This window comes from Psychrobacter sp. Ps7, assembly GCF_022129225.1.
Lineage (GTDB): Bacteria > Pseudomonadota > Gammaproteobacteria > Pseudomonadales > Moraxellaceae > Psychrobacter > Psychrobacter immobilis_A.
Map to the genome: position 1 here is coordinate 1 of NZ_JADQAH010000036.1, position 24,988 is coordinate 24,988.

The following is a 24,988-nucleotide window of genomic DNA, read 5'->3' on the forward strand; positions in this document are numbered from 1 at the left end:
GGATTGTTGACTACGATCGTTTTACCCAAGGCTATCGTGCTTGTCATTATGTCGAGAATTTTGCTGGCAGGGAAGCCAGTCATCAATTACAGTCTGTAGCGATAAAGGCTTTGGTCGATTGGCATGATAGGGCTTGTCGAGTGGATAAAGCGTTACCGATGGCTTAATTCAGATTTTACTTAATATATGAATGAGCTTCGGACCACATCAAGGAAGAATCACTTTGAAATTCTATAGCGTTTTATTATTAACAGCATCTATTGCTTTAGCTGGCTGTCAAACTAATACAACTGCGCCGTCTAAAAAGATACCTAAAGATGAAAATATCAGGACGATGCAAGCAGAGATTGATTCAGATGGCGATGGTGTGCTTGATGCTATAGACGAATGCCCTGAAACGCGAACCAATGTAGTAATTGATACTAAAGGCTGTGAAATAATAATTGAGGGAGGCGAGGCACTTGAAATGGAGTTCAATGGGTTTTTCTCGCAAATGAGCAGTCAGCTATCTGATATCTATGATGCAGTATTTGCGAAAATAGCAGAAAGTCTTAATGATCACCCAAAAGCCAATGTTTTTATTTTCGGTCATGCAGCGACAAGTGAAATAGATAAAGATGCTTTAGCGACTTTTGGTTTCGATTCTTTATCACGCAATCGCGCGCTAATTATTAATAATAATTTAGTGTTGTAATATAATATCGCTGCTGAGCGTATCCGTACTTATGAGTGCTCAAATAAGATTATAGTTACAGATACAGCGTTTATAGATCCAAGTTTTGAAAAGCTCAATCTTAAAAATATTGAGGCAAAACAACGCCGCGCAACTTTAATGGCGAGTAGTGAAGTTCATGATTTGATGAATCTTGAATATGATTCTGATATGCAAAAATATGGTGAATATGCCAAGCACTGTGAACTGTTCGAATAATAACGACTGATTTTCTTCAACCGTTAAAAATTATTCTTACCCCAACGCCGAAAATACCACCATCAGCACTGGCGAGACAATATTAATAATAAAGCCAAAACTAATCGCCAATGGCACGACCTTTAGACCACCTGATTGTTGAATGATTGGCAGGGTAAAGTCCAAGCTCGTCGCGCCGCCAAGCCCGACTGCTGCTGATGGATATTTACGCATAAACACGGGAATAAATATCAACGCAAAAAACTCACGTACCAAGTCATTAAATAGCGCGACACTGCCCCAAACCGCGCCATAAGCATCGGTCATCACAATCGCTGATAACGAATACCAACCAAACCCTGACGCCAGTGCCAAGCCTTTGGTCCACGATACCTCACTGAACATCAGCGCAAATATCAAGCCACCAACCAATACAGCTAGTGTAAAGATGACGCTCATCTCAACGCCGCGCTTATTCAGCAGCACTTCTTTTAGCGTAATACCTGAGCCTTTTAAGCCAATGCCGACCAACAAAATTAATATCATCAGCATCACCGTCATGGTATTTTCAGGCGGCATATAATTGTCTGGTAAGAAATAACCAATCACCATACCAATGACCACACAAACGACTTGAGCGAGGCTACCACGGATACTCACGCGATGTTCTTTAGATTTTACGCTGGGTTTTTTGGCATGCCATGGACGCAGTCGGTCAAATAGCATCAGGGCAAACAAACCACTGCCAATTGTCAAAATCGATAGTATGGTCACATAAAGGGCAATTTCGCCTATCTGACTGCCAAGTCCTTCAACTTGTGACAGCTCGATACCAATCAGCGCTAAGATGATAAATACCAGATAAGATAAGCCTTTATCTGCAAGCTTTGTCATGGTTGGATGAGAAGGAATGGCAAAGCCAATAAACATTGGCATTAATACCAGAACAAGGGTAACTAGGCTTTGCATGGTGATTGGCTCGCGGCATTTTCAAAGGCGTTTTTAAGAAGCTGGAAATTGTATCACATGAAACGATCAATGCTGCCATGAGCGGCTAAGATTCCTTGTAAAAGCCGACTGTTTAACGACCAACTATTGAGCGTTAAGATAAAATCCTAAATCACTAAGCCGTAAGTCAGGATTTCATTCATGATAATTTGACTGCTAACAACGCTTAAGTATTTACCTGACCAACTTTTGTTGCTACATTAATAGACTTACTATATTTGGCTTGCCTCATGTCGCTATATCAGCTCAAGTCTCAGTTTCAAGATCAGCTGCGTCCAATAAGTGATGTGTTGGTCGAGCAAAAGGTGACAGCAAATCAAGTGACGGTGTCAGCCGTAGTACTGAGCCTTGGTACGGCCTATATGATTGCCAAACCCGCAAATGAGCAGCAGGCATTATGGTTGCTGTTACCTTCATCACTGTTTGTGCGTATGGCGCTCAATGCTATCGATGGCATGATGGCGCGTGAGCATGGGCAAGCCTCAAGGCTTGGGGCAGTGCTTAATGAAGTGGGTGATATCGTGGCTGATACGGCGCTTATCGCAAGTTTAGCTCCGCATGTTGCTAATGGTAACTTACAAGCGTCGGCAGTCAATTTACCAAACCGTATATCAATCCATCAGCGTCATATTATCGGTCTGATTGCGCTTAGTATCAGCACCGAGTTACTAGGTATTACCAGTAATACGATGTTAGACATTAGAGCAAACCAAGGGCCTTTAGGCAAAAGCGATCGTGCTTTTTTACTGGGTTTGCTTGGCGCTTTTATGGCGACTAAAGTACCGACCGTGCTATCGCACATCAAAGTGGGTCCGCTATTGATACTGACAGAGGCGCTGCTACTAAAAACCTGCTTGAATCGCCTGCGTTATATGGCAGGTTTATACGTGATGCGTAAACCACCTGTGCTACGCTCAAACTGTTTAGACAGTATTGAGTCAATAGCAGAATCATCGCATAAATCAGTTTTTCTTCTTGGTTGCCAAGAGAATGTTGGTCAACCCAATACGCTATTTTTCGATGCTGTTTCATCAAATTATTCTTTATTAAGCTATCCTCTATCAAATTTTTCTTCATTAAATGCCCGTTTATCAAATTCTGCTATTAAAACTTCCTTTTTGGAGCCTAAGATAATGCCGACCACCCCTCTCAATAGTCATGAAAAAGTGGAACAGGTTAGCGATACGCTCAATTTATCGTCTTCCAAATTGATAAGCGGTGAAAGTTGCTATAACGCTTACGATGGTACGGCGATTTATTACCGTTATTGGCTGACGATGCCTTTAGAAGGTATAAAAAATGCCAGTCAGCCTCTGCGTCAAGTCATTTTATTACATCGTGGTCACGAACATTCGGGACGCTTAGCAGAACTTGGAGAGCAGTTTGCTATGGCAGGCTATCAAGTATTCGCTTGGGATGCGCGCGGTAATGGGCGCTCGGGTGGTATCAAAGACCATGCCGAAAGCGTCACCGAGCTTGAGCGCGATTTAGATGGTTTTGTGCAATTGGTTATCGGGCAAACGGGCATTGCTATCGAGGATACCTTAATCGTCGCCAGTAGTATCGGTGCGGTACTCGCAGCAGCATGGGTACATGATTACGCCCCAAATATTCGTGGCATGATATTGGGTACGCCTGCTTTAAGTATTCGCTTGTACATGCCATTTGCGATACCGTCGCTAAAGGTGGCTCGCGCGCTTGGACTGATGTCACGCGTGAGCAGTTACGTCAAAGCGCAAGTATTGACTCATGATAAAGACGCGCAGCAAGCCTACAATGCTGATTCGCTCATCTCAAACAGTATCTCGACCGATTTACTCATCGATACCCATGCAACGGGTCAACGCTTGCTCGATGATGCGGGTGCTATCACCGTACCGACGTTTGTATTATGTGCAGGCAAGGATTACGTGGTCGATAAGCAGGCAGAGCGCGATTTTTATGAGGCCATCAATACTACTAATAAACGCTGGCGATTATATCCAGACAGCTATCATGCGATTTTTCATGAGACCAATAAAGCAGACGTCTTCGCGGATTGTATTAATTTCGCTGAGCAAGTATTCAGTAAGGACGTTAAAGCGCCTGATTTAAGCGCGGCTCATCTTAATAGTGCCAGTAAAGATAAGGTTGACCGTTTAGCGATTAAACCCTTTAACCCAAGCTTTGCCATTACTCGATTTGCCATGCAAAAATTTGGTCATGTCAGCGACGCGATTGCCACAGGGCTTGAGCATGGGTTTGATTCGGGGCACTCGCTCGATCACGTTTATTATAATCAGCCCAGTGGTCAAAATAAATTTGGTCAAGCAGTCGATAAGTTTTACTTGAGCAATATTGGTTGGCAAGGAATTCGTATCCGCCGTGAGCATATATTGGAGCTGGCACGTGAAGCTCTGGCAGATATTGAAGACAAAAACCAGAGCAGTACTAAACCATACCAACCAAAACTACTCGATATCGCTAGTGGACATGGCTTTTATGCCTTTGATTTACTGACAGAGTTTACCAAGTTGCACGCTGAGCTACGTGATTACGAGATGCATAATATCCAAGCATTGCAAGCCAAAGCAGAGCAGTTAGAGATTGCTAATCGACTCATCACTTGTCAAAAAGATGCATTTGACCCTGCCAGTTATTCTCATTTACAGAAGGCAAGTGACAATGATAAAAGCCTTGATGATAAAAAATTTGATATCGCCATTGCTTCTGGCGTGTTTGAATTATTTTCTGACAATACACTACCAGCGACAGCATTGGCAGGCATTTATGACAGTTTAAAATCTGATGGTTATTTACTTTATACCAATCAGCCGTGGCATCCTGAGCAGGAATTCATTAGTAAAACCTTAAACAATCATCGCGGTAGCAGTTGGGTGATGCGCTGTCGCTCGCAAGCGGAAATGGATCAATTGGTTGAGAATGCTGGCTTTAAGAAAGTCGCTATGCGTATCGATCGTTTTGGTATCTTTACCGTGTCATTGGCAATTAAAATTACAACAACCAATGATAAGTGATAGATGAATAATCAATGAGTAATAACAGCATAAAGCCTTATGAGCGTGTGCAGCTTTTTTCAGGGGGCGGTTCACGTTTCGCCTATTATTTGGGCAGCTATGCGGCATTGGTTGCTCATGATTTGAAGCCAGATGTCATCGTCGGCACTTGCGGTGGCAGTCTGTCGGCTTATTTGGTCAATCTAGCGCCTGATCCTAAGGATTTGCAGGTGCTCATGTGCAGTCGTGAGTTGTATCGTGTCATTACGGCAATCAGACATGTTGCGCCAGACGAAGCCAATAGGCGATTAAAGATACGTTATATGATGCAGGCACTTAAACGCTGGCGCTTGTCACGGCAGGTTTCTAACCGCCAAAAACAGCAGCAAGCAGACAGCTACAAACGACTATTGGCTGAGTTGCAGCAGTTAGCGATGTTTCGGATAGATAACGAGGGGCAATGGCTCGATGAATTGTCTCATTTTTCTCCTAATCATAATAATCTGTATAATCCTACCGCGCCAGAGATAGCCATTATTGCTAGCCGACTTTATCAAACAGCTAATCAAACACTTACTACTGATAGTTCTGTTTACGATGAGTTTAAACTACAAGAGTTATTATTTTCGCCACCGCGTTTGGCAGCATCAGAGCACTTTGAGCAAATGCTTAACTCACCAGTGCATACGTTTGCCGATAGGCGTATCCATCAGTCAGTAAATATCGTAAAGCAGTGGGAATTTAATTCAGCGGTTCGTGTTTCTATGGCAGATATGTATTATCTACCGCCCATGCATATTGCAACGCTTGGTTGGTGCTTAGGCGGGGTGATTAATCTCACGCCCGTTGAGCTAGCATGTCAGCTAGGGCAGACCGTATTTTCAGAGACCAAGGCAGGTTATGATTCATGGCTAGCGGCACCAGCGATTCAGCGCGTTTTTGGTTTTGACCCCAATGAGCGTTTGGCACAAGTGCATGGTTATGAATCAGCAGAAATACTGTCGCTCGTTGATTCTGCTGCAATCAAGCATCGAGTGAATCAGCTGCATTGGTTGCCCTTTGCAGATAATGGTCAGCAGTTGGCAGGACAGCATGTACAAAAGCGTTTTAATATAAAGCAAATGACGGTTGAACTCATTCACAGTGACTATGATGGCTTTGTGCAGCAAATGCAGGCGCAATGGCAATATGGCTATCAGCGTACGACTGACTATATACAGCAGCATGGTCTATGAACTCTAAAATGAAAAACATCACACAGTCTACTTCAGCTCATAAGCCATCGCATCTTATCGTTTTTGGCGGTACGAGCGGTCTTGGCTTGGCATTGGCGATGCATCATCAGGCGCTTGGCTGGCAAGTGAGCGTGGTTGGTCATAGCGTGGCTAAGATAGCCCATATCAATAGCCAGCATCCTGACATTGTTGCTCACTGCTGTGATTTGACTGATCGTTTCCAAACACAAAATTTGTTAGATAGCTTGTTGAATATCAGTTTTCAAAGAGTAATTTATAGCGCGGGTAGTTACACAAATGAGCGTATTCATCATCTGAGTCAAGCGGACAGCGATAAAATGCTAACGATTAATCTGCAAGCATTTGAGCAGGTTTTTAGATGGGCAAGTGAGCAATTAAAACAGCAAAGTTATTCATTGGATTTTAATAAAAGCAACAAACTAAGTCTGATTTGTATCGCGTCTATCGCCGGTACAATGAATTATCCTTATGCCAGCCTTTATGCCAAAAGCAAACGCGCGATGATTGCGACTGCCAGCGCTTATCGAGCGGCACTTGCGCCGTACCATATCCAAGTCAACTGCATCGCCTCAGGTTATATCGATACCCAAGCATTACGCGATTTGAATAACGGCGATGCCAGTCATAAGCCATTCATCATCAGTACGCAAACGGCAGTGAAGCATGTTATGCAAGCCATTGATAAAAATATTGAGCTGGCCATATTTCCACGCTCCATGCGTTATATTACTTGGGCGCTCAATCATTTGCCTAAGCCTGTGATTAGCTGGATATTACGCAGTAAATTGGATAAAACGACTTGATAACAGCTTACCCAAGCAGCCAATAAAGCAAGGTAAATAGCGGCACGCCAATGAGCAAGCTATCTACTCTGTCTAATACGCCGCCATGTCCGGCGAGCATCGTACCCGTGTCTTTCACCCCATGCTGACGTTTAAAGGCGGACTCTAATAAATCTCCAGCGATACCACTGACCGCTAAGCCGTAAGCGGCTAATAAGCAAATCCACCAGTTAAAAGGCGTGAGCCAAATGCCTAATAGCGTTGCCAATATCGCCGCTAGCATACTGCCGAAAAGAGCGCCTTCGATACTTTTATTGGGGCTAATGGTGGGAGCAAGACCACGCTTAAACAGCTTGTGACCAAGCAATCGTCCACATAAATACTGGGCAATATCATTAAATTGACTGGCGAATAATACAAAAAATAAAACGCCATACTGCTCGCGCTGCCAGATTAATTGTTGTAAGGCAATGAGGCTGATAATCAGGATGATAAAAGCAAAACTAAAGATTAGGTCTAACAGATTTAGACGCGTATAAGCTTGAGTAGAATGGGAAGAGGTTTGGCTAAAAGGCAATATCTTGGGTTGTAAACCGCGCGCTTGCAGTTTCTCAATCAGCACAGCTTTGCTTTGCAGACACCATAAGCGTTTGATCTCATACCCGCCACGCAGACCAATTAAAACGAAAAAAGCGATGAGCAGCCACCGATAGGGGTAGGTAGGAGGCTGCATGGGTTGGTTATTATCCGTTATCTTAGCGATAACATAACAAGCGCAAAGTGCCGCTAACATGAGCCACCATGAGCGGGCGATCAAATAGATTTTCGGTAAGCGCTGACGTAAGCGAGGTAGGGCAAGTATCGCCCAAACTGAACTGACGACTAACATTAGAATAATCACAAACCATGAATCAGAAGCCATGTTTTTAGCACTTTGAGGTCAATAGAAAACGGTGAATTACCGTTTTTCATGGCTAAAGTGGCAGCTCCCAATTGCTGTTAAATATTAGCAACTGTATTTACCATTCTAGCCTCTGTGTCATCGATTATAGGCTGAAGCAGCCAATCAATGCCACCCTCTTTGCTGCCTGTTTTGTCAGCTTCTCTCAACTTCGATAATGGCGCAATCACACTGGTTCGAGGTGTGGATGCCAAATGCGGATAGTCTTGACGATAGTGACCACCGCGACTCTCATAACGCTGATAAGCTGACTGAATAACCAACGTGGCTAATTGTAATTGTCGTGCTAATTGAAATAGTGTCAGCTCATTAGCAGTGATAGTGCCATCTAAAGTACTCATACTGGACTGATTTAACCTAGTTTTTTCAAGCCACTGTTGCCATTGCTGTATCTGTATCAGTATTTGCTCTAATGATTCGGCAGTTCGAGTGATACCCATATAAGAGGTCATTAAAACTTTTAATTCTGTGACTATTTTGCCAGCATAATCATGGGTAATGATATCAGTGTCATCACAATGAGATAAATTAAATAGAATGGTAGGAGAAGAAGGAAGCTTAATAGCTTGAATATCTTTAAGCGTTGGTGCTGTCCAAATGGCAGTTGCTAATAAGTTCGAGTGATCATAACTGGCAACGGGAGTTAGGTTTTCTAATGCTTTTAAATATCGTGGTAAGTCAGCGGCGATATTGCGCCCAACGACTACGCATTCTAAAAGTGAATTACTTGCTAAGCGATTCGCACCATGCAAACCTGTATAGGCAACTTCGCCAGCTGCATAAAGCCCTGCCACATCGGTTACACCATTGGCACACGTTACCACACCGCCACAACTGTAATGAGCGGTAGGGGCAACGGGGATAGGTTCCCTAGTCATATCAATGCCGAGGTTGAATAATGTTTGATAAATCTGTGGGAAATGCTCCCGTAAAAATTGCTCTGGCAAATGACTGACATCTAAATGTACGTAGCCAAGTCCGTTATTACTGATCTGCTCAGCGATGGCGCGAGCGACGATATCGCGCGGTGCCAATTCTGCCCGTTCATCAATTTCCAACATAAAGCGCGCACCGGTTTGCGGGCAGGTCAGCCGTCCACCTTCACCGCGTAGTGCTTCCGATATTAAAAAACTACTGTCATCTAAGGCTAAGCCAGTCGGGTGAAATTGAATAAATTCCAAATTAGCCAAGCGGCAGCCCACTTGCCATGCCATCATAACCCCATCGCCGACACAGACGTTCGGAGCACTAGCACGCTTAAACAGTTGTCCTAAACCGCCACTCGCTAATACGACAGCGCGACTATGAAAGGTTAGTTTACGTTGATGTACATGATCAAAAACAAGCGCACCTTGGCATTGCTTATTTGGATTGGCACTGTTTGTTAAAAGGATCAGCGCTTCATGATAAGGCAAAATAGTAATATTGGCAGCGTTTTGCGCCTTTATAGTCAAGGCTTCCATAATGTGTCGACCAGTCGCATCATCCGCATGTGCGACCCGCCTGCAACCATGCCCGCCTTCTTTAGTTAAATGTAAGTCGGCAGTTTGTAGTTCAGTCTGTAGTTTGGTGACAGGTTTTGCATTATCTTGTTGCGGTATTTGGGTAAAAGGCACGCCTTGCTCACATAGCCATTGAACGGCCTGTTGCCCGGCACTTAAAATGCGACTGGTATTATTAGCTTCGCATAACCCTGCGCCAGCGATTAGGGTATCGGCAATATGGTCAGCAACAGAGTCCTCTTTATCCAAGCTTGCCGCGATGCCACCTTGGGCATAATGACTGGAGCAGACTTCCAAGGCGGCTTTGCTCAATACAGTAATATTCAGCGATTTTGGTAATGCTAGAGCCGTGCTTAAGCCTGCTAATCCCGCGCCAATGATAAGCACATCCGTTTGTACCATAGCAGCAGGGCTATCGAGACCTAATAATTTCGCTGTCAATGCCGCGCTCATATTAGGCAGCCCCGACATTGGCAAATAACTCACGGTCTTTGACAATATCGCCGCTCGCTGTCACACGCTGTTTTTGTGATTCGGCAAAATCAAGCATGCGTTGCAAGGGTTTTCTAGCCGCGACTGCCAGCTCAGGTGTCATTAATACTTCACCGCTATTATTGATCAGGCATTGCTCGATACCTTGTAGACCATTCATCGCCATCCATGGGCAAAACGCGCAACTCTTACAACTGGCGCTTTCACCTGCAGTAGGTGCAGCTAAGAAGCGCTTATATGGTGAGCGTTTTTGCATTTCGTGCAAAATACCCAAATCGGTGGCGACGATAAAGGTATCGGCATCCATCTCATAAGTCGATTGCAACAGCTTACTGGTCGAGCCGACCACATCGGCGAGCGCCACCACGCTATCAGGGGATTCAGGATGCACCAATACTTTGGCGTTTGGATGCTCCTCTTTTAATTGCATCAGCTCGGTCGCTTTAAACTCATTATGTACGAGGCACGAGCCTTGCCAAAGCAGCATATCTGCGCCAGTCTCAGCAGCAATATATTTACCTAAATGGCGATCAGGCCCCCAAATAATTTTTTCACCATTCGCATGCAAATGGCGAATGATATCGATGCCAACCGATGACGTCACCACCCAGTCGGCACGGGCTTTCACAGCGGCGCTGGTATTGGCGTAAACGACAATTGTACGCTCAGGGTGAGCATCACAAAATGCGGAAAACTCGTCAGCAGGGCAGCCCAAATCCAGCGAACACTCGGCTTCTAGGTCTGGCATCAGTACTGTTTTTTCCATACTTAAGATTTTCGCCGACTCACCCATAAAGCGGACGCCAGCGACCACTAAGGTCTGGGCGCTATGCGCTTGCCCAAAGCGTGCCATCTCCAGCGAATCACCCACACAGCCGCCCGTTGCCAATGCCAAATCCTGAATAAAGGGGTCGACATAATAATGGGCGACCAATACTGCATTATGCGCTTTTAATAGCTGTTTAATGTTTTCCTCGACTATGAGACGTTCAGCACGCGGCAAGTCTGCTGGCATTTTAGCTTTGGCATATTCAATATTCATTTGAGTGGCAATGCGATTGTCATTACTCATGATGGGCGCGTCGTAAGGATAAGTTTTCATAGATGCAAACCTTTTAGGCAGTAACGACAAGCAATATGCCGCTAAAAATAAGTCAATTAATATCGCTGGCTAGTCAGATGTTTTAATTATGCTCATTTTGAGCATAAATACAAGTATTTTTTATACATTTATGATTTGTACATTTATGATTTATAAAGACTCATTTTATATAATTACAACCACGAACTATGATAATCGTTGATTCAAGCTATACTGAGCAAATGGTCAACGGCTTAGCAGTTGAGCTTTATTTAATAATTAAAATAAAAGGTAATCACTAAAGTCATGACGTTGTCTTATTCACACGCGCATCAGCAAGGTAGTGGCACCACAGAAGTCGTGGCCGTGCTAGTCGCCATTACTGAGCATACCGCTCGGGTCTTAACCGTTGATCAAGGAAAGCTGTTACCCAATGGTCCATTGATGCCGTTGCATCGCTCATTGCAAGCGGGTGTGCGCCAATGGGTTGAGGAGCAAACACAGCAACCACTTGGTTATTTGGAGCAGCTCTATACCTTTGTCGATACCAATAGGCGCAATGTTGATGGTCACGCATTGGTCTACGTGAGCTATTTGGGACTGGTGCAAGAGACACAAACGCCGCAGCTACAAAGCCAAGCATTGTGGCGCGATTGGTATGATTACTTTCCTTGGGAAAATCATTTGGATGGCATACCTAGCATCATTATGAATAATATTGTGCCAGCATTATTGAGCTGGGCAGATAGCGCTAAAGATTCAGGCATTCAGCAGCGCCGCCGTCAGCGTATTGGTTTATGTTGGGGTGTAAGTGAAGCGCTCTTAGTGGGTGATATGCCTACAAGTGAAAATGCGAATAATGAATACACAGCATATGAGCATTATGAAAATAGAGAGTGGGTCGCTGAGCATGTGTTACTGCGCTATGAGATGCTGTATGAAGCGGGGCTGATACCGGAAGCACCAAACTATCCACCCAGCTATTCAATGAATCATCAAAGTCCTCATCAAAGTCCTCATCAAAGTGCTCACCAACCGAGCCATCAGAATAAGCTACCTGAAAACTGGTCACAGCTCATTGGGGTGCCGATGTATTATGATCATCGCCGAGTGATTGCAACGGCTATTTCACGGCTGCGTGCCAAAATTGAATACCGACCGCTTATTTTTGGCTTGATGCCAGATGTATTTACCTTGTCACAATTACAACAAAGCGTAGAAGCGCTTTCAGGAGTGCGATTGCACAAGCAAAATTTCCGTCGTTTGCTAGATTCACAAAAACTTGTGATGGAAACAGGACAGAGTAGTAGCGCTCAACGTGGTCGTCCTGCCAAGCTTTATCGCTTTCGTCATGATATTGAACTACAAAGCTTATTGATGGATAGTAAGTTGCCTAAGCGTAAATAGGCGTCAATATACTACCTTGCCATCTTTATTTTGATGATTATAAAACCCTATCGGCTGCACAAAATGATGACGGTTCCTTGCGAGGCTGTTAACTTTACGCTATATTTATGCTCATTTTGAGTTTAATTGCATCAGCATATATGAACGCCACGTTTATTTAAGGGTTAAAAATGACAGTTAAAAAAGAACCAGCATTGGATGAGGTATTGCTTAGACCTTTGGTTGAAGCTGCGCTAACTGAGGATTTGGGCAGACGCGGGGATGTTACATCACAAGCCACCATTCCAGCCGATATGCAAGCGAAGCTAGAGATTAAAGCGCGGCAAGCAGGCGTGATATGTGGTATGGATTTGGCACGTTTATCGTTTGCGATGGTTGATCCTCAGATTGAGTTTGTGGCTCAGGTTGCTGATGGTGAATGGGTTGACGCGGGTACAGCTTTGGCTAGTGTTTGTGGTAATGCGCGCCATTTACTGACAGCAGAACGTACCGCGCTCAATTTCATGACTCACCTGAGTGGCATTGCGACAGATACGAGAAAAATTGTAGATAGTGTGGCAGAGTATCCTGCGCAAATTACTTGTACACGTAAGACCATTCCTGGCTTGCGCATTGTACAAAAGTACGCGGTACGCTGCGGCGGCGGGCGCAACCATCGTTTGGGACTGGATGATGCTATTTTAATCAAAGACAATCATATTGCTATCGCTGGTGATATAAAGACTGCGATTAGACAAGCACAAAACTTCGCTGGGCATTTAATTCCCATCGAAGTAGAAGTCGATACTTTAGCGCAACTAGAGCAGGCATTAGACGCTGGCGTGAGCTTGGTGCTATTAGATAATATGTCCCCTGAAATGCTAGCGCAGGCAGTAACGATGTGTAAAGGTCGCGCTAGAACAGAAGCTTCAGGTGGTATTACTCCTGAAACGGTGCAAGTAGCAGCAAAAACGGGTGTTGATTTTATTGCCATGGGTTATTTGACGCACAGTACCACGGCATTAGATATCGGTCTTGATTTTAGCGCATAATGTTCAACATGCCTGTCTTCACATACCTGTTTTAGCGATTAGGCTTTATGAGGTTTTTTACCCGCCAAATAGTGGCTGATAGGTCAATGTTGAGCCTCTATTTTCGTTGATAGTCTGCTGTCAGAAAGGTAAGCAAAGTTAATGATTTAATTAGCTTATCTGCCTATGATACAATATAAGCTACAAAGTTATTGTTAACCATCTATTGGGTCATCGTTGCACTCGCACGATGACCTTATCTTTTTGCCCGATTTGACTAATAGACAAGCGAGCGCTCAGTGAATACTGAAATCATCAAGATAATCTTAGCCTTTATGGTACTGATTAATCCCTTTAGCGCTTTGACGTTATTTTTGGATTTGACCCGTGGTTATTCGATGAATAATCGACGCAAAGTGGCGCGTGTTGCTTGTTTGACGATTTTTATCACTATTAGTTTCTTTACGGTAGCAGGCGAGACATTATTAAAAGCACTTGGTATTTCTATCGGCTCGTTTCAGCTGGCAGGTGGTATCTTGGTGTTTTTGATTGCTCTTAATATGATGAATGGCGACGGTAATCCCGTGAAGCCCGATCAAGAAAACTTCGATGTTGACCATGTACAAGACGCACCGCCCACTATGGCAGCAGCAGTTGTGCCAATCGCTATTCCAATGATGATTGGACCGGGTGGTATCTCGACGGTGATTATTTATTCTTCACAAGTCTCTGGTATTTTGCAAGTATCTGCCATATTGATTGCTGGTTTATTTATCAGTCTGTTTTGCTATCTAGCATTGATGGCGGCAGGTCGTATCAGTCGCTTGCTGGGTGATACTGGATTGAACATCATGAGCCGAATTATGGGGATGTTATTGGCGGCAGTTTCTATCGAAATTATCGTTAATGGCTTACGCACTTTATTTCCTGATTTAGTGTAATGACTCTGCTACCTTATGTTTGTCCGTCAATTTTTTGATTTATTCCTCAAAGGACGTGTTGAGTATTCAACCCTAGCACTGACAGTGCCGATTTATGCATGTTTAATACGCCCTAATGAAAAGCATGTGCCAACTCATATCAAATTTAAAAACCAAAGATTCGGTTAGAAGCCCTTTTTGGAGAATAGTCATGTCTTAAGCTATGGCTAATTAATCACCAAAAGTATTCGAAAAAACACCATTCATAAAAATATGTTACAGTGGACAGACAACTATTATCATAGGAGTTAGTCTTGAGTAATAAAAGAATTGCTATTTTAGGTGCAGGTCCAAGTGGTTTAGCACAATTACGCGCTTTTGAAGCAGCTCGTTTGGCTGGCGCAAAAAACTTACCTGAGATAGTTTGTTATGAAAAGCAAAACGCTATTGGTGGCATGTGGAACTATAGTTGGCGCACAGGGTTAGACAGAAATGGTGAGCCTGTTCACGGTAGTATGTACCGTTATTTGTGGTCTAATGGTCCCAAAGAGTGCTTAGAATTTGCTGATTATTCGTTTGACGAGCATTTTGGTGAAGCGATCCCTTCATACCCACCGCGTGAAGTCCTAAAAGACTACATTATGGGGCGTATCGATAAACAAGATATCCAAAAATACATTCGCTTTGAATGCCCAGTACGTTGGGTGTCATTTGATGATGACACGCAAAAATTCACCGTGACGGTGATGAATCATAAAACCAATGAGCAAGAAGTGGAAGAATTTGATTATGTCGTGGTAGCGACGGGTCATTTTTCCACGCCAAACATGCCTTACTTTGAAGGGTTAGAAGCTTTCCCCGGTCGCATTCTGCACGCGCATGATTTTCGTGACGCCTTAGAGTTCAAAGACGAAGATATTTTGCTCATCGGCAGTAGTTATTCAGCTGAAGACATTGGCACGCAGTGCTATAAGTATGGTACCAAATCAGTCACTATCAGCTATCGCTCGCAAGCACTCGGCTATGATTGGCCAGAGGGCATCAAAGAAGTGCCTTTGGTCACCCATTTTGAAGAAGATGTGGCGCACTTCGCCGATGGTACTAGTCAAAAATTTGATGCCATTATTATGTGTACTGGTTACCTGTTTCATTTCCCCTTTATGCCCGATGAATTACGTCTGCAAACGCATAACTGCTTATATCCAGCCAACTTGTACAAAGGGATTTTCTGGCAGCCAAACCCAAAGCTCATTTATTTAGGTATGCAGGATCAGTATTTCACCTTTAATATGTTTGACGCTCAAGCATGGTATGCACGCGATGTGATGATGGGCGATATCGAATTGCCTGAATTGGTACACCGTGAAGCAGATGAGAAAAAGTGGTTGGCAACTTATGCGAAGTGCGTGACGGTCAGCGATTCAATCGACTTTCAAGCCGCTTATATTCGTGATTTAACCAATGCGACCGATTATCCAGAATTTGCAGTTGAAAAACAGGGTGAAATCTTAAAAGAATGGCAAAAAGATAAAGCCGATAATATCATGACCTTTAGAGAAAAGGCGTATCGCTCTACGTTAACAGGCACGCTATCGCCTGAGTTACCAGAGCCTTGGTTGGACGTCCTTGATGACTCGCTTGAGCATTTTTTGAACTTAACCTTCGTTAAGCCTAAAAAGCGTAAAAAAGTATCGTAAATAGTAAAAGTGTCAGATTCCAAAAAGCCAAACGCGTTTATACAATGTGTTTGGCTTTTTTTATTCGTGTTTGGCTTTTTTTATTCTTATATTAATATGTAGGGGCTGTGTTAATGGTTTAGCCTATCACCTATTTTGCCTTTATCGCTATTTTTAACTTCGGTACAGATGCCACGCCAAATACAACATGAGTATCCCTACCAAAGCATCGAGTATATTCCACGCTTTTGGTTTGGCAAATAATGGTTTGAGTAATCGCGCCCCATAACCCAACGCAAAAAAGAAAAAGAATGAGGCGCTGACTGCACCGACTGCAAATGCCAGCTTACTACTAGCACCCGTTGAAACCATGCCAACGAGTACCAATGTATCTAAGTAGACGTGTGGGTTGAGCCAAGTAAAGCCAAAACATAATAACAGGGCTTTTTTTAAGCTGGTGACGACTTGTCCCTCGACGGTGAGTGCATGTGTGACGCGCACACTGGCATATAAGCTCTGCAATCCATAGCCTAGCAAGAATATGACGCCAGCGAATTTTGCGATATTGACCACTTGCGGATATTGCGCCGTAACCGCGCCAAAACCGCCAACGCCAGCAGAGATTAACAGCGCATCACTGACCGCGCAAAATAAGCAGACAAAAAATATGTGCTCGCGTTTGAGTCCTTGTTTGAGTACAAAGGCGTTTTGTGAGCCAATCGCGATGATGAGCGATAGCCCAAGTAAGAATCCAGAGGTGTAGTCGGTCGCATTCATAATAGTGTGCTTAGCATGGGGCGGATGAGAGGTGTTGACATTTTGCTTACTGGCAGCGCGGTAAAAAGCTGTTAAGATACGCTATTGGATAAATCTATGCAATACGAGCGCAATAAGCGTGCACGGGACGAGGGGCAAGGTAGGTCATGGTGGTAAGTCTGACAAGAATGCTAAAGTCATTTGGGCAAGCTCAAGATGACCTGCCAACGCTAGCAGCCAAAAATGCTCAGGAGATGGCTATCAGTCAAGATATAGAGGTGACTGATAACAACAGTAAAAACACTGATAAAAACGATCAAGCTGTCAGTCAGCGTTCTGTACTGACGCCGCCTGAGCGCAGCGAACGTATTTGTGATGCTTTGGCGCAAGTGAGTGATATCAGAACGCCGACACCTTTGACTGATCGCTATATATCCAATCGCGCTCAGATGCGCCCGACCAATAGACCGCCTTTTGACCCCGATACCTTGTGGTATCTCAAACATGGACGCTGCCCGATTATGACTGAGCTTGTTGATGTGGTCGATGAAGCCACCCTAAACGCCATGCCCATCGAGGCGGTTGCGATACTAGACCGTATCAATGGTAAGTTAAAACGCTATCGTGAGTGGAGCAGTGAGCTCAACGAACAGCAACAACAGCAACATAATGAACGCCAATTTGTCATCGATAAGCTGGTGTCAGAGAGCATTCCAGAAGCCCTCCATCATTATGAGCAGCTACAGCGTTTTAGCCCGCACCGTACCAAAAACAATATGGTGCAAGGCAAAATGACGGCAGGTGACATGCTGACGGATTTGTTTTTAGAAATTGATTATGAGCTTGATGAATTGTTAGATGAGCTGCATCAAACGGTGATGAATCGTTTGGCTTCAACGCACCGTTATGTCAAAAGCCGGACAAAAAGTTAAGGGCTAATAGTTAATGGCTGTTAATTGGCATTATAAAATTAACATAATTCAGAGCTGTGATTAAATTGGGGACACGCCCTAACATGGTTTTCACACAAGCGACGCAATGCATAACAATATAGGGCTTTAATAGAGCCTTATTTTTTTGTTTAATAATAACTATCTATCTTATTTAAAATAATAAGAAGTTTACCAAGCTATTTAGCCAAGCCATTTTATCTAATAATTAGGATACTCTAATGACTCAAGTTACTGCGATGTTTGTCATGTTCATTTTATATGGAGTGTTACCAGTCGCTGGGTTATATCTGGGGTATCGTGGTATCAAAAAAATGACTGCGCCTAAAATGCTTGAGTACAAAGCGCTGCCGCAATTGGGTTATATCCCAGAAAAAAGCTTGCCTGTTGAAGTCAAAACAGCACTCGACCAAATCAATGATAAAGGGGAGAAGCTGCGGGTCATTTATGGCGATACCAATAATGATGGTAAGATAGATGATAAAGACACGGTCAATGAAACCTACATTATGATTCAAAACCTAATGGACAGACATGTGCCACTTGCTGTAACTGACTATCGCCGCTTGCACGACTTAGATGTGGGAGATGGCGCGCGCGCTGACACGACCAAAATCAAGCACTCTAATGTGACTGGAAAAGAAGCGCTATTAGATGTATTACGTACCATTAATACTCAGTTTGATGATTTACTGAATGCCTCTTATCATCAAGATGGTCAAAAGCTGCTGGCGACCAACCGCTATCTACAAAAACGCTTTAATAACCCTGCTACTACGACAGATATTGAAAAGCTCGATAGCAATGTTAGTAGTGTCAATAGTGCTAATATAGAAATTAAAGCGATTGAAAATCCAACTGGCGCAACTGGTAAAAATGTGAGCGCTGAGAATATTAAACTGTAAAGGCAAAGTGGTTTGATTAAACGATGAAGAGTAAGGGTATATGAGCATCTTAATAGGCATTGGCATTGTAACGACCGTTACCACCTTTTATTTTGGTAAAAAAGGCTGGCATGCGCTGCACAAAGCGGTCGGTATTTCGCCAGGTGTACTCACTTATCAGGATTATGATGCACCGTTGTCATTGTCCAAACTCAGTTGGCAGCAACTAAATTTAAATAAAAAACACCTGAAAAATTTGTCAGAGCTACAGCTGCGCCAATTAAAACGTATCGATGAAAAAGTGACTCACTATCAAGCGTATCAAACAGTACTACAAGCTCAGCATAAAACGCCTGTGGTAACAGAGCAGCAGTTTGTATTAAACAAGATGTTGCAAACTCGGCTACCTGAAATGCTAATCAGGCATCATCATTTGGCACAAATCAATACAAGCACCAATCATGTTGGTGATGATAAAAGGATTGAAGCCAGTGAGTTATTACAGCAAGTCTTTAATAATATTGAGCAGCGTCTAGATAGATTATTAGAACAAATGGAAAGTCAGCAGTTGCAAGAGCTACGAGTAATGAGGAATTATATTAATAGCCACGATAGTTAAGCCTATAGTCATTCCACTATAAAAGTGTTACTGCGTTAACCTCTCTTGAAGTATTGAATATATATCTACACTCGGTTGCTTTGTACTACTTTTAAATTGAATCGACTATACATCGTCAGACTTACAATGAATTGCTATAAATGACTCATAAAAAAGCAGCCAATGATTATTCATCATTGGCTGCTTTTTTGTTGTCTACTTTAAAGCGATAACTTTAAAACGATACCATTCACAAAAATTAGAGTAGCAAGGAAACCGAGTGCAAGTACTACACATTGTAGACTAAACGAGTTTGACGCAGCTAATCGTATTTTTTTGGGTTTGGTATCACTTAACGCTTGTCACTACGGTCACGAGTATTGCGCGTACCACGGCTGGCAGGGCTAGCACTGCTTTTAGGCTTTGCGCTGCTGTTGCTTGCGATTGTCGCTACCACTGCGGCTATCGCTACGACTGTCAGTAGCGCGACGCGCTTTAAGCGGCTTGCTTCTAATACGCTCTTGCTTCTCTTTCGCTGCGCCATGCAGACCCGTACCATAACGAGGACGCAAGCTCACTAGATCGGTCAACGTATTGATATCTTTTCTGTCGAGTTCTAAGAAACGACCAGTACGTAGCTCTTTTGGTAGAGCAATCGTACCGTAACGCGTGCGTAGTAGACGGCTTACTTTCAGGCCTTGTGATTCAAACAAGCGACGTACTTCGCGATTACGACCTTCTTTTAGTTGGACGTGATACCACTTGTTGACGCCTTCACCACCGCCTTCTTTGATATCTTCAAACTTTGCAATGCCATCTTCTAGCATAACGCCAGCCGTTAGCGCACGAGCGATCTCAGGCGTCACTTCACCCAATACACGTACCGCATATTCGCGCGTGACTTCGCCAGAGGGATGCATCAAGCGATGCGCCATCTCACCATCATTGGTAAACAATAATAGCCCAGTTGAATTGATGTCCAAGCGACCAACCATCACCCAGCGATCATGAGTCAGTTTTGGTAAACGCTCAAAAACGGTTGGACGGCCTTCTGGATCTTTAGCAGAGCAGACTTCGCCTTCAGGTTTGTAGTAAGCGATAACACGGCGACGCTTCTCGTTTTCAGAGGTGTATTTAATCTGACGACCGTCAACGCGAATCTCATCGCCTTGCTCGACGCGATCACCAATGGTCGCAGGTCCGTTATTAACAGTAACACGCCCTGATTTTATGACTTCTTCCATTTGACGGCGTGAGCCAAGACCCATACGGGCGAGGGCTTTCTGTAATTTTTCATCTTTCATAATCATGTCCTTGAGTCGGTGGGTTTACATTTCTCAATGTAAAAAATTGGATTGACTATTCTACGCTATTTTGATGACTTTAGCACGCAAACCAGTATCTACAAACGGTATCAATTTATCGTTTTATATTAATAAAATAAAGTTTGCTAAATTAAAATAGATTTCTAAAATAAAAGTTGATTAGGGTGTTATAAAAATAAGATATTTGCACACAAATGCTTATATTTATATTTTTAATAAAATAGTGATTTCTTTGAATATTATTAAGAGCAGTTAAGCAGCATAACCAATACCAAATTTCTATTTTCGACAGCATGAACCCTAAAAAATACTGCTAACTCCTTTTAATATGTCCTCCTATTTAGATTTTTCTGTCTTTTTGTTTTCATTGATATGCGCTATACGTTATTTACGAGAAGGGCTTACGTAAAATAAATTAACTAAAAAAATTGTTCTTACATCAATGTTTATAAATATTGCGTTATGTATAGTTTAGGTGTATATTCAATAAATACATCCTTTTTTATGAATATATTGACAGCAGCAAGGCACTTATTTTTGATTCACGAATATAAATATGAGTAACTGTTATGGTTTATAAATATTTCATTTCTGTACAAAAGCGCTCCTTAATAGCGAGTGCGTCTTGCTTATTGCTGACAGTATTGCTCAGTAGTTGCACAATAAATTCAGGACTTCAGTCTGGAAAATTACCTAAGTCAGGGACATTTACTGCAGAAAACGGTTTACAATTCTATATTCAACCTTTGAGTTTGGCTAATCTACCAGCTAAAGAAGCCGTCATCCTTGATCGAGATTTATATCATTTAGTAAAAACATCTGGGCGTGTCAGCTATGGCATTGCTAAAGGGGATGTTCTCAATATTATCCTGACCAATTATCCAGATATTAATGCCTCAACGTCTAGTCTGACTGTTGACCAGCAAGGGTTTATACAATTCCCCTTAATAGGGAGAGTCAAAGCCAGCGGTCTCAGTGTGCCGCAGTTCACTGCCACTTTGCAAAGCAAGCTTCAACGCTATCTCAAATACTCAGATCCTCAGGTCAAAATCATCAACTACCGTGGTAGTAAGTTTTTTGTGGATGGTGAGGTCAAGCAGTCTGGTGAGTTTGTTATCGCAGATGTGCCCATCTCAGTATATGGTGCTATTTCTATGGCGGGTGGTACGACTGATACGGGTGATTCAAACCATATCGTATTAAACCGTCAAGGCAAAAGTTACAAGCTCGGTATCCAATCATTGAATCAAATGGGGCTGTCTGCCAATCAAATATACTTACAAGACGGCGATGCTATTCATGTCAATAGCCAAAGCCGCAATAAGGTCTATGTATTAGGAGAGTTTGGCAAAATTGAGCCCGTTGCTATTCCTGAGCAAGGGCTGAGCCTAGCGCATGTACTGGGTGAGTCAAATGGATTGAATTCTAATACGGCCAATGCGGCCAAAGTATATATCGTTCGGGATAATCCAAAGTATCAATACACCAATATTTATTATGTCGACATGCAGAGCATCACAAGTTTTGCCTTGGCCAGTCGTTTTGACATGCAAGCCAATGACATCCTTTATGTTGATCCAACTGGCTTGGCGCGCTGGAACCGTATTATTAGCGCCATATTGCCTTCAACATCAGCAATCAATGTGATTTCAGGGATATAGGAGTCAGTCATGGGAGCGTTTGATCAGATCTTGGTTGTTTGTGTTGGCAATATATGCCGCAGCCCGATGGCCGCTGCCATATTAACGGCATATTACCCAGAAAAACACATCGACTCTGCTGGTTTGTCAGCGCTCGTAGGTCACGCAGCTGATGCCAAAGCGGTTGCATTGATGGCCACTCATAATATAGACATCAGTGCTCATATCGCCAAGCAAATTGATGAAGCATTAGTCAGTCAGTCAGATTTAATTTTGACGATGACAACCAGCCAAACCAAATGGATTGAAAGTCAGTGGCCGCACTGTCGCGGAAAAACCTTTCGAATAGGGCATTGGCTTAATAAAGATATTGCTGACCCTTATCAGCAGTATGATTCAGCATTTGAAAAGAGTAGACAAGATATTATCGATAGTCTTGAACAATGGACTGACAAGATTAGCGACGCGCCATCGATTAGAGCGTTGAAGTTCAGCGAATGCTATTAAACGATCAACATTGAGCGATGAGTATATGGTTATGAATAATATGGATTCAAAAGACCTATCAACGTCTACGGGCGAAAAAAACAATGACGACATCGATTTAATGGCGCTGGTTTTAGCATTGTTACGTGGTTGGAAAATCATTGCTCTCATGGCGATATTGGGGCTTTTACTAGGGCTTTTGTATACCCGCTATGTGAATCCCATCTATAAATCAGATGCGCTGATACAGATTGAAGAAAATACTCAAGGAATAGAGGCGCTTGGCGAGAGTATCTCAGAGCTGGTCGGTGCAGAAGTCAGCAAAGCGGAGACAGAAGCAGAACTGATACGATCACGTATGATATTGGAGCCAGTGGTTGAGCTATTGCACCTGCGCATTAAGCTAACAGATCCCAATATTGGTCATCTTGATAGAATAAAAAGCAATCGTACTTACACGCAATTAAATACACCGGATGATGTGTCACTTGATACCGAAAATGGCATAGTAAAAGTCCGCCAATTTGATGTATCACCAGCGTACTTGAACCAACCTTTTACACTAACAAAATCTGCTACAGGGTTTGTTTTGAGCAATGGATTTGATGAATTTAAAGGTCAGCTTGGTCAGGCGTATCAGTTCAAAGGGTTGGACGGTCAGATTAATATTACTGTCACAGAGTTACCTGCTGATGGTTACCCAATTAATATTAGTAAGCAGACGATAAAGGCTGCGACTGACGCTATCAACAGCGCCTTATCCGTTGAAGAAAAAGGTCAAAAAACGGGGATTATTCAGCTGTCGATGACGGGTCCCAACCAAGAGCAAATCACGACTATCCTCAATCAGATCGTCCGATCTTACGTCGATCAAAACCAATCTCGCGGTTCTGAAGAAACGACCAAAACACTTGCCTTTATGGAAACGCAGATTCCTCTATTAAAAGAAAAATTAGAGACTTCTGAAGCACTGTTTAATGACTTTCGTAAAAAATATGGCACGATTGATGTGGGTAAAGAAGCCGAGTTGTTATTGAATGAGAAATCCCGCATCGATGAGCAGCTCAATGAGCTTAAACTCAAAAAAGCAGACCTAACCACTTATTATACCGAAGAACATCCACTGGTCATCCAAATTAATGAACAGCTCAAAGTGCTCAATAATAGAACAAGAGAGATAGATAATACCATTGCAGGTCTACCTGAAATACAGCGAGAGTTCCTAAAGCTATCAGAAGATACGGCAATCAATCGAGAAATCTATCTGACGCTGCTCAAAAATTATGAGCAACTTAAAATCGTCAAGGCTGGTCAAATCGGCTATGCCCGTATTATCGATTCACCGACCAGTACCTTTAATGCCATTGCACCAAATAAACTACAAATCCTGATGCTGACCACATTGATAGGCATGATGTTTGGGGTGATGCTGGTGCTCTTGAAGAATCTTATTAGAAATGTCGTAAAAGATCCAGAGCATTTAGAGGTCACAACGGGCATCCCTGTCATTGCAACGATTCCACGCTCACCCTTACTGTCGAGGTTGAGTAAAAAGAAGAATACCACCCCTCGCATGCTCGCTCATGTTGATCACAGTAGTTTGAGTTATGAGGCGATCAAAAGTTTAAGAACCAATTTGATGTTTGGTATGCCAATGGGGGCAGCGGTCGGGCAGCCCGCGCAAGTCATATTGATTACTGGGGAGAGCCCTGGTGTGGGCAAGTCGTTTATCGCTGCCAATTTATCAGAGGTATTTGCCCAGCTCAACAAAAAAGTCTTGGTCATCGATGGGGACATGCGCTTAGGTGAGCTGCATAAAATGTTTAATATGAGCCAACATGATGGTCTTGCCGATTATTTGTTGCAGGATAAAAAGCATTTTTCTCCGATTGATGGTACTCGATCAGATAGTGAAGTTCCTAGCTTAGGGGTCGAAAGCTTTATTCATCCCACTGGTATGGAGTTGATTGATTTCATACCGCGCGGACGGCAGCCGCATAATCCCACCTCATTATTGATGGGCGAAAAATTCAATCATTTGATGGCAGAATTAAAGACTCAATACGATTATATTGTCATCGACTCACCCCCGATATTGGCGGCGTCAGATGCTATGGTACTTGCGCAACATGCAGACAAAGTACTCATCGTTACGAAGTTTAATCATTCAATAGAAGGGCAACTGGTTTATGCGATCAAGCAAATGAATAAAGCCAATGTACAAGTAGATGGCATTATTCTCAATGATGTACAGCAGGGTCTTATGGATAAATATAGCTACCATTATCATTATGCCTATGGAGATAACCGCTAGTTTGCGTGGTTGTCGCTCATAAGCAAACCAACTT

20 protein-coding genes are annotated in these 24,988 nt (G+C 43.1%); 14 read left to right on the forward strand and 6 right to left on the reverse strand.

Annotation, left to right across the window (positions count from 1 at the left end; all coding sequences use genetic code 11):
- Nucleotides 1-223: 223 nt before the first annotated feature.
- Nucleotides 224-694, forward strand: a complete 471-nt coding sequence (locus I3257_RS11225) for a hypothetical protein (protein WP_238049800.1) — start codon at nucleotides 224-226, stop codon at nucleotides 692-694.
- Nucleotides 695-967: 273 nt separating this feature from the next.
- On the opposite strand, the gene I3257_RS11230 is transcribed toward I3257_RS11225, so the two are convergent.
- Nucleotides 968-1,879, reverse strand: a complete 912-nt coding sequence (locus I3257_RS11230) for a lysine exporter LysO family protein (RefSeq protein WP_055124515.1) — start codon at nucleotides 1,877-1,879, stop codon at nucleotides 968-970.
- Nucleotides 1,880-2,148: 269 nt separating this feature from the next.
- Between I3257_RS11230 and I3257_RS11235 the strand changes: the two genes are divergently transcribed.
- Genes I3257_RS11235 through I3257_RS11245 form a run of 3 tightly spaced genes read left to right on the forward strand, consistent with a single transcriptional unit; the run spans nucleotide 2,149 to nucleotide 6,973 of the window.
- Complete coding sequence (locus I3257_RS11235; RefSeq protein WP_238049801.1) at nucleotides 2,149-4,935, forward strand: alpha/beta fold hydrolase; 2,787 nt, start codon at nucleotides 2,149-2,151, stop codon at nucleotides 4,933-4,935.
- A 14-nt stretch (nucleotides 4,936-4,949) separates the two neighbouring features.
- Nucleotides 4,950-6,149, forward strand: coding sequence for a patatin-like phospholipase family protein (locus I3257_RS11240; RefSeq protein WP_238049802.1), 1,200 nt, complete (start codon nucleotides 4,950-4,952; stop codon nucleotides 6,147-6,149).
- Nucleotides 6,150-6,157: 8 nt separating this feature from the next.
- The gene (locus tag I3257_RS11245; protein WP_238049803.1) at nucleotides 6,158-6,973 is read left to right on the forward strand and encodes an SDR family NAD(P)-dependent oxidoreductase; all 816 of its coding nucleotides are present in this window, start codon (nucleotides 6,158-6,160) and stop codon (nucleotides 6,971-6,973) included.
- A 7-nt stretch (nucleotides 6,974-6,980) separates the two neighbouring features.
- On the opposite strand, the gene I3257_RS11250 is transcribed toward I3257_RS11245, so the two are convergent.
- The 3 genes from I3257_RS11250 to nadA form a co-directional block, all read right to left on the reverse strand.
- Nucleotides 6,981-7,874: a phosphatidate cytidylyltransferase gene (locus tag I3257_RS11250; RefSeq protein WP_238049804.1), complete on the reverse strand. Its 894-nt coding sequence runs from the start codon at nucleotides 7,872-7,874 to the stop codon at nucleotides 6,981-6,983.
- A gap of 77 nt (nucleotides 7,875-7,951) precedes the next feature.
- Nucleotides 7,952-9,868 carry an L-aspartate oxidase gene (gene nadB / locus I3257_RS11255; protein WP_238049824.1) on the reverse strand — a complete coding sequence of 639 codons (1,917 nt, stop codon included), beginning with the start codon at nucleotides 9,866-9,868 and terminating at the stop codon, nucleotides 7,952-7,954.
- Nucleotide 9,869: 1 nt separating this feature from the next.
- On the reverse strand, nucleotides 9,870-11,009 hold the full coding sequence (gene nadA, locus I3257_RS11260) for a quinolinate synthase NadA (RefSeq protein ID WP_238049805.1): 1,140 nt from the start codon (nucleotides 11,007-11,009) through the stop codon (nucleotides 9,870-9,872).
- 285 nt (nucleotides 11,010-11,294) lie between these two features.
- Between nadA and I3257_RS11265 the strand changes: the two genes are divergently transcribed.
- The 4 genes from I3257_RS11265 (at nucleotide 11,295) to I3257_RS11280 (ending at nucleotide 16,022) form a co-directional block, all read left to right on the forward strand.
- Nucleotides 11,295-12,395, forward strand: a complete 1,101-nt coding sequence (locus I3257_RS11265) for a hypothetical protein (RefSeq protein ID WP_238049806.1) — start codon at nucleotides 11,295-11,297, stop codon at nucleotides 12,393-12,395.
- A 170-nt stretch (nucleotides 12,396-12,565) separates the two neighbouring features.
- Nucleotides 12,566-13,426 (forward strand): carboxylating nicotinate-nucleotide diphosphorylase, encoded by an 861-nt coding sequence (gene nadC, locus I3257_RS11270; protein ID WP_238049807.1) that lies wholly within the window; start codon nucleotides 12,566-12,568, stop codon nucleotides 13,424-13,426.
- Nucleotides 13,427-13,704: 278 nt separating this feature from the next.
- The gene (locus I3257_RS11275; RefSeq protein WP_083475671.1) at nucleotides 13,705-14,346 is read left to right on the forward strand and encodes a MarC family protein; all 642 of its coding nucleotides are present in this window, start codon (nucleotides 13,705-13,707) and stop codon (nucleotides 14,344-14,346) included.
- Nucleotides 14,347-14,639: 293 nt separating this feature from the next.
- The gene (locus tag I3257_RS11280; RefSeq protein WP_238049808.1) at nucleotides 14,640-16,022 is read left to right on the forward strand and encodes an NAD(P)/FAD-dependent oxidoreductase; all 1,383 of its coding nucleotides are present in this window, start codon (nucleotides 14,640-14,642) and stop codon (nucleotides 16,020-16,022) included.
- Between the two features lie 153 nt (nucleotides 16,023-16,175).
- Here the strand turns inward: I3257_RS11280 and I3257_RS11285 are convergent, their stop codons facing one another.
- Nucleotides 16,176-16,778, reverse strand: a complete 603-nt coding sequence (locus I3257_RS11285) for a LysE/ArgO family amino acid transporter (protein WP_201539543.1) — start codon at nucleotides 16,776-16,778, stop codon at nucleotides 16,176-16,178.
- A gap of 167 nt (nucleotides 16,779-16,945) precedes the next feature.
- Between I3257_RS11285 and I3257_RS11290 the strand changes: the two genes are divergently transcribed.
- From I3257_RS11290 to I3257_RS11300, 3 genes are all read left to right on the forward strand, one after another.
- Nucleotides 16,946-17,689, forward strand: coding sequence for a hypothetical protein (locus tag I3257_RS11290; RefSeq protein WP_055124597.1), 744 nt, complete (start codon nucleotides 16,946-16,948; stop codon nucleotides 17,687-17,689).
- 239 nt (nucleotides 17,690-17,928) lie between these two features.
- Nucleotides 17,929-18,612 (forward strand): hypothetical protein, encoded by a 684-nt coding sequence (locus I3257_RS11295; protein WP_238049809.1) that lies wholly within the window; start codon nucleotides 17,929-17,931, stop codon nucleotides 18,610-18,612.
- A gap of 40 nt (nucleotides 18,613-18,652) precedes the next feature.
- The gene (locus tag I3257_RS11300) at nucleotides 18,653-19,210 is read left to right on the forward strand and encodes a hypothetical protein (protein WP_238049810.1); all 558 of its coding nucleotides are present in this window, start codon (nucleotides 18,653-18,655) and stop codon (nucleotides 19,208-19,210) included.
- A gap of 395 nt (nucleotides 19,211-19,605) precedes the next feature.
- Here the strand turns inward: I3257_RS11300 and rluB are convergent, their stop codons facing one another.
- Complete coding sequence (gene rluB / locus I3257_RS11305) at nucleotides 19,606-20,493, reverse strand: 23S rRNA pseudouridine(2605) synthase RluB (RefSeq protein WP_238049811.1); 888 nt, start codon at nucleotides 20,491-20,493, stop codon at nucleotides 19,606-19,608.
- Between the two features lie 773 nt (nucleotides 20,494-21,266).
- On the opposite strand from rluB, the gene I3257_RS11310 reads away from it, so the two are divergent.
- From I3257_RS11310 to I3257_RS11320, 3 genes are read left to right on the forward strand one after another with little or no spacing between them, the layout of a single operon-like run.
- Nucleotides 21,267-22,175 (forward strand): polysaccharide biosynthesis/export family protein, encoded by a 909-nt coding sequence (locus I3257_RS11310; RefSeq protein WP_228244527.1) that lies wholly within the window; start codon nucleotides 21,267-21,269, stop codon nucleotides 22,173-22,175.
- Nucleotides 22,176-22,184: 9 nt separating this feature from the next.
- Nucleotides 22,185-22,661, forward strand: coding sequence for a low molecular weight protein-tyrosine-phosphatase (locus I3257_RS11315; RefSeq protein ID WP_238049812.1), 477 nt, complete (start codon nucleotides 22,185-22,187; stop codon nucleotides 22,659-22,661).
- A 31-nt stretch (nucleotides 22,662-22,692) separates the two neighbouring features.
- Entirely contained in the window at nucleotides 22,693-24,954 is a 2,262-nt protein-coding gene (locus I3257_RS11320) for a polysaccharide biosynthesis tyrosine autokinase (RefSeq protein ID WP_238049813.1), read from the forward strand.
- Nucleotides 24,955-24,988 lie beyond the last annotated feature (34 nt).

Excerpts from the sequence above, each read along its gene's own strand:
- I3257_RS11230 (WP_055124515.1), bottom strand. The coding sequence starts at position 1,879 with ATGCAAAGCCTAGTTACCCTTGTTCTGGTATTAATGCCAATGTTTATT.
- I3257_RS11235 (WP_238049801.1), top strand. The coding sequence starts at position 2,149 with ATGTCGCTATATCAGCTCAAGTCTCAGTTTCAAGATCAGCTGCGTCCA.
- I3257_RS11240 (WP_238049802.1), top strand. The coding sequence starts at position 4,950 with ATGAGTAATAACAGCATAAAGCCTTATGAGCGTGTGCAGCTTTTTTCA.
- I3257_RS11245 (WP_238049803.1), top strand. The coding sequence starts at position 6,158 with ATGAAAAACATCACACAGTCTACTTCAGCTCATAAGCCATCGCATCTT.
- I3257_RS11250 (WP_238049804.1), bottom strand. The coding sequence starts at position 7,874 with ATGGCTTCTGATTCATGGTTTGTGATTATTCTAATGTTAGTCGTCAGT.
- nadB (WP_238049824.1), bottom strand. The coding sequence starts at position 9,868 with ATGAGCGCGGCATTGACAGCGAAATTATTAGGTCTCGATAGCCCTGCT.
- nadA (WP_238049805.1), bottom strand. The coding sequence starts at position 11,009 with ATGAAAACTTATCCTTACGACGCGCCCATCATGAGTAATGACAATCGC.
- I3257_RS11265 (WP_238049806.1), top strand. The coding sequence starts at position 11,295 with ATGACGTTGTCTTATTCACACGCGCATCAGCAAGGTAGTGGCACCACA.
- nadC (WP_238049807.1), top strand. The coding sequence starts at position 12,566 with ATGACAGTTAAAAAAGAACCAGCATTGGATGAGGTATTGCTTAGACCT.
- I3257_RS11285 (WP_201539543.1), bottom strand. The coding sequence starts at position 16,778 with ATGAATGCGACCGACTACACCTCTGGATTCTTACTTGGGCTATCGCTC.
- I3257_RS11290 (WP_055124597.1), top strand. The coding sequence starts at position 16,946 with ATGCTAAAGTCATTTGGGCAAGCTCAAGATGACCTGCCAACGCTAGCA.
- I3257_RS11295 (WP_238049809.1), top strand. The coding sequence starts at position 17,929 with ATGACTCAAGTTACTGCGATGTTTGTCATGTTCATTTTATATGGAGTG.
- I3257_RS11300 (WP_238049810.1), top strand. The coding sequence starts at position 18,653 with ATGAGCATCTTAATAGGCATTGGCATTGTAACGACCGTTACCACCTTT.
- rluB (WP_238049811.1), bottom strand. The coding sequence starts at position 20,493 with ATGAAAGATGAAAAATTACAGAAAGCCCTCGCCCGTATGGGTCTTGGC.
- I3257_RS11315 (WP_238049812.1), top strand. The coding sequence starts at position 22,185 with ATGGGAGCGTTTGATCAGATCTTGGTTGTTTGTGTTGGCAATATATGC.
- I3257_RS11320 (WP_238049813.1), top strand. The coding sequence starts at position 22,693 with ATGAATAATATGGATTCAAAAGACCTATCAACGTCTACGGGCGAAAAA.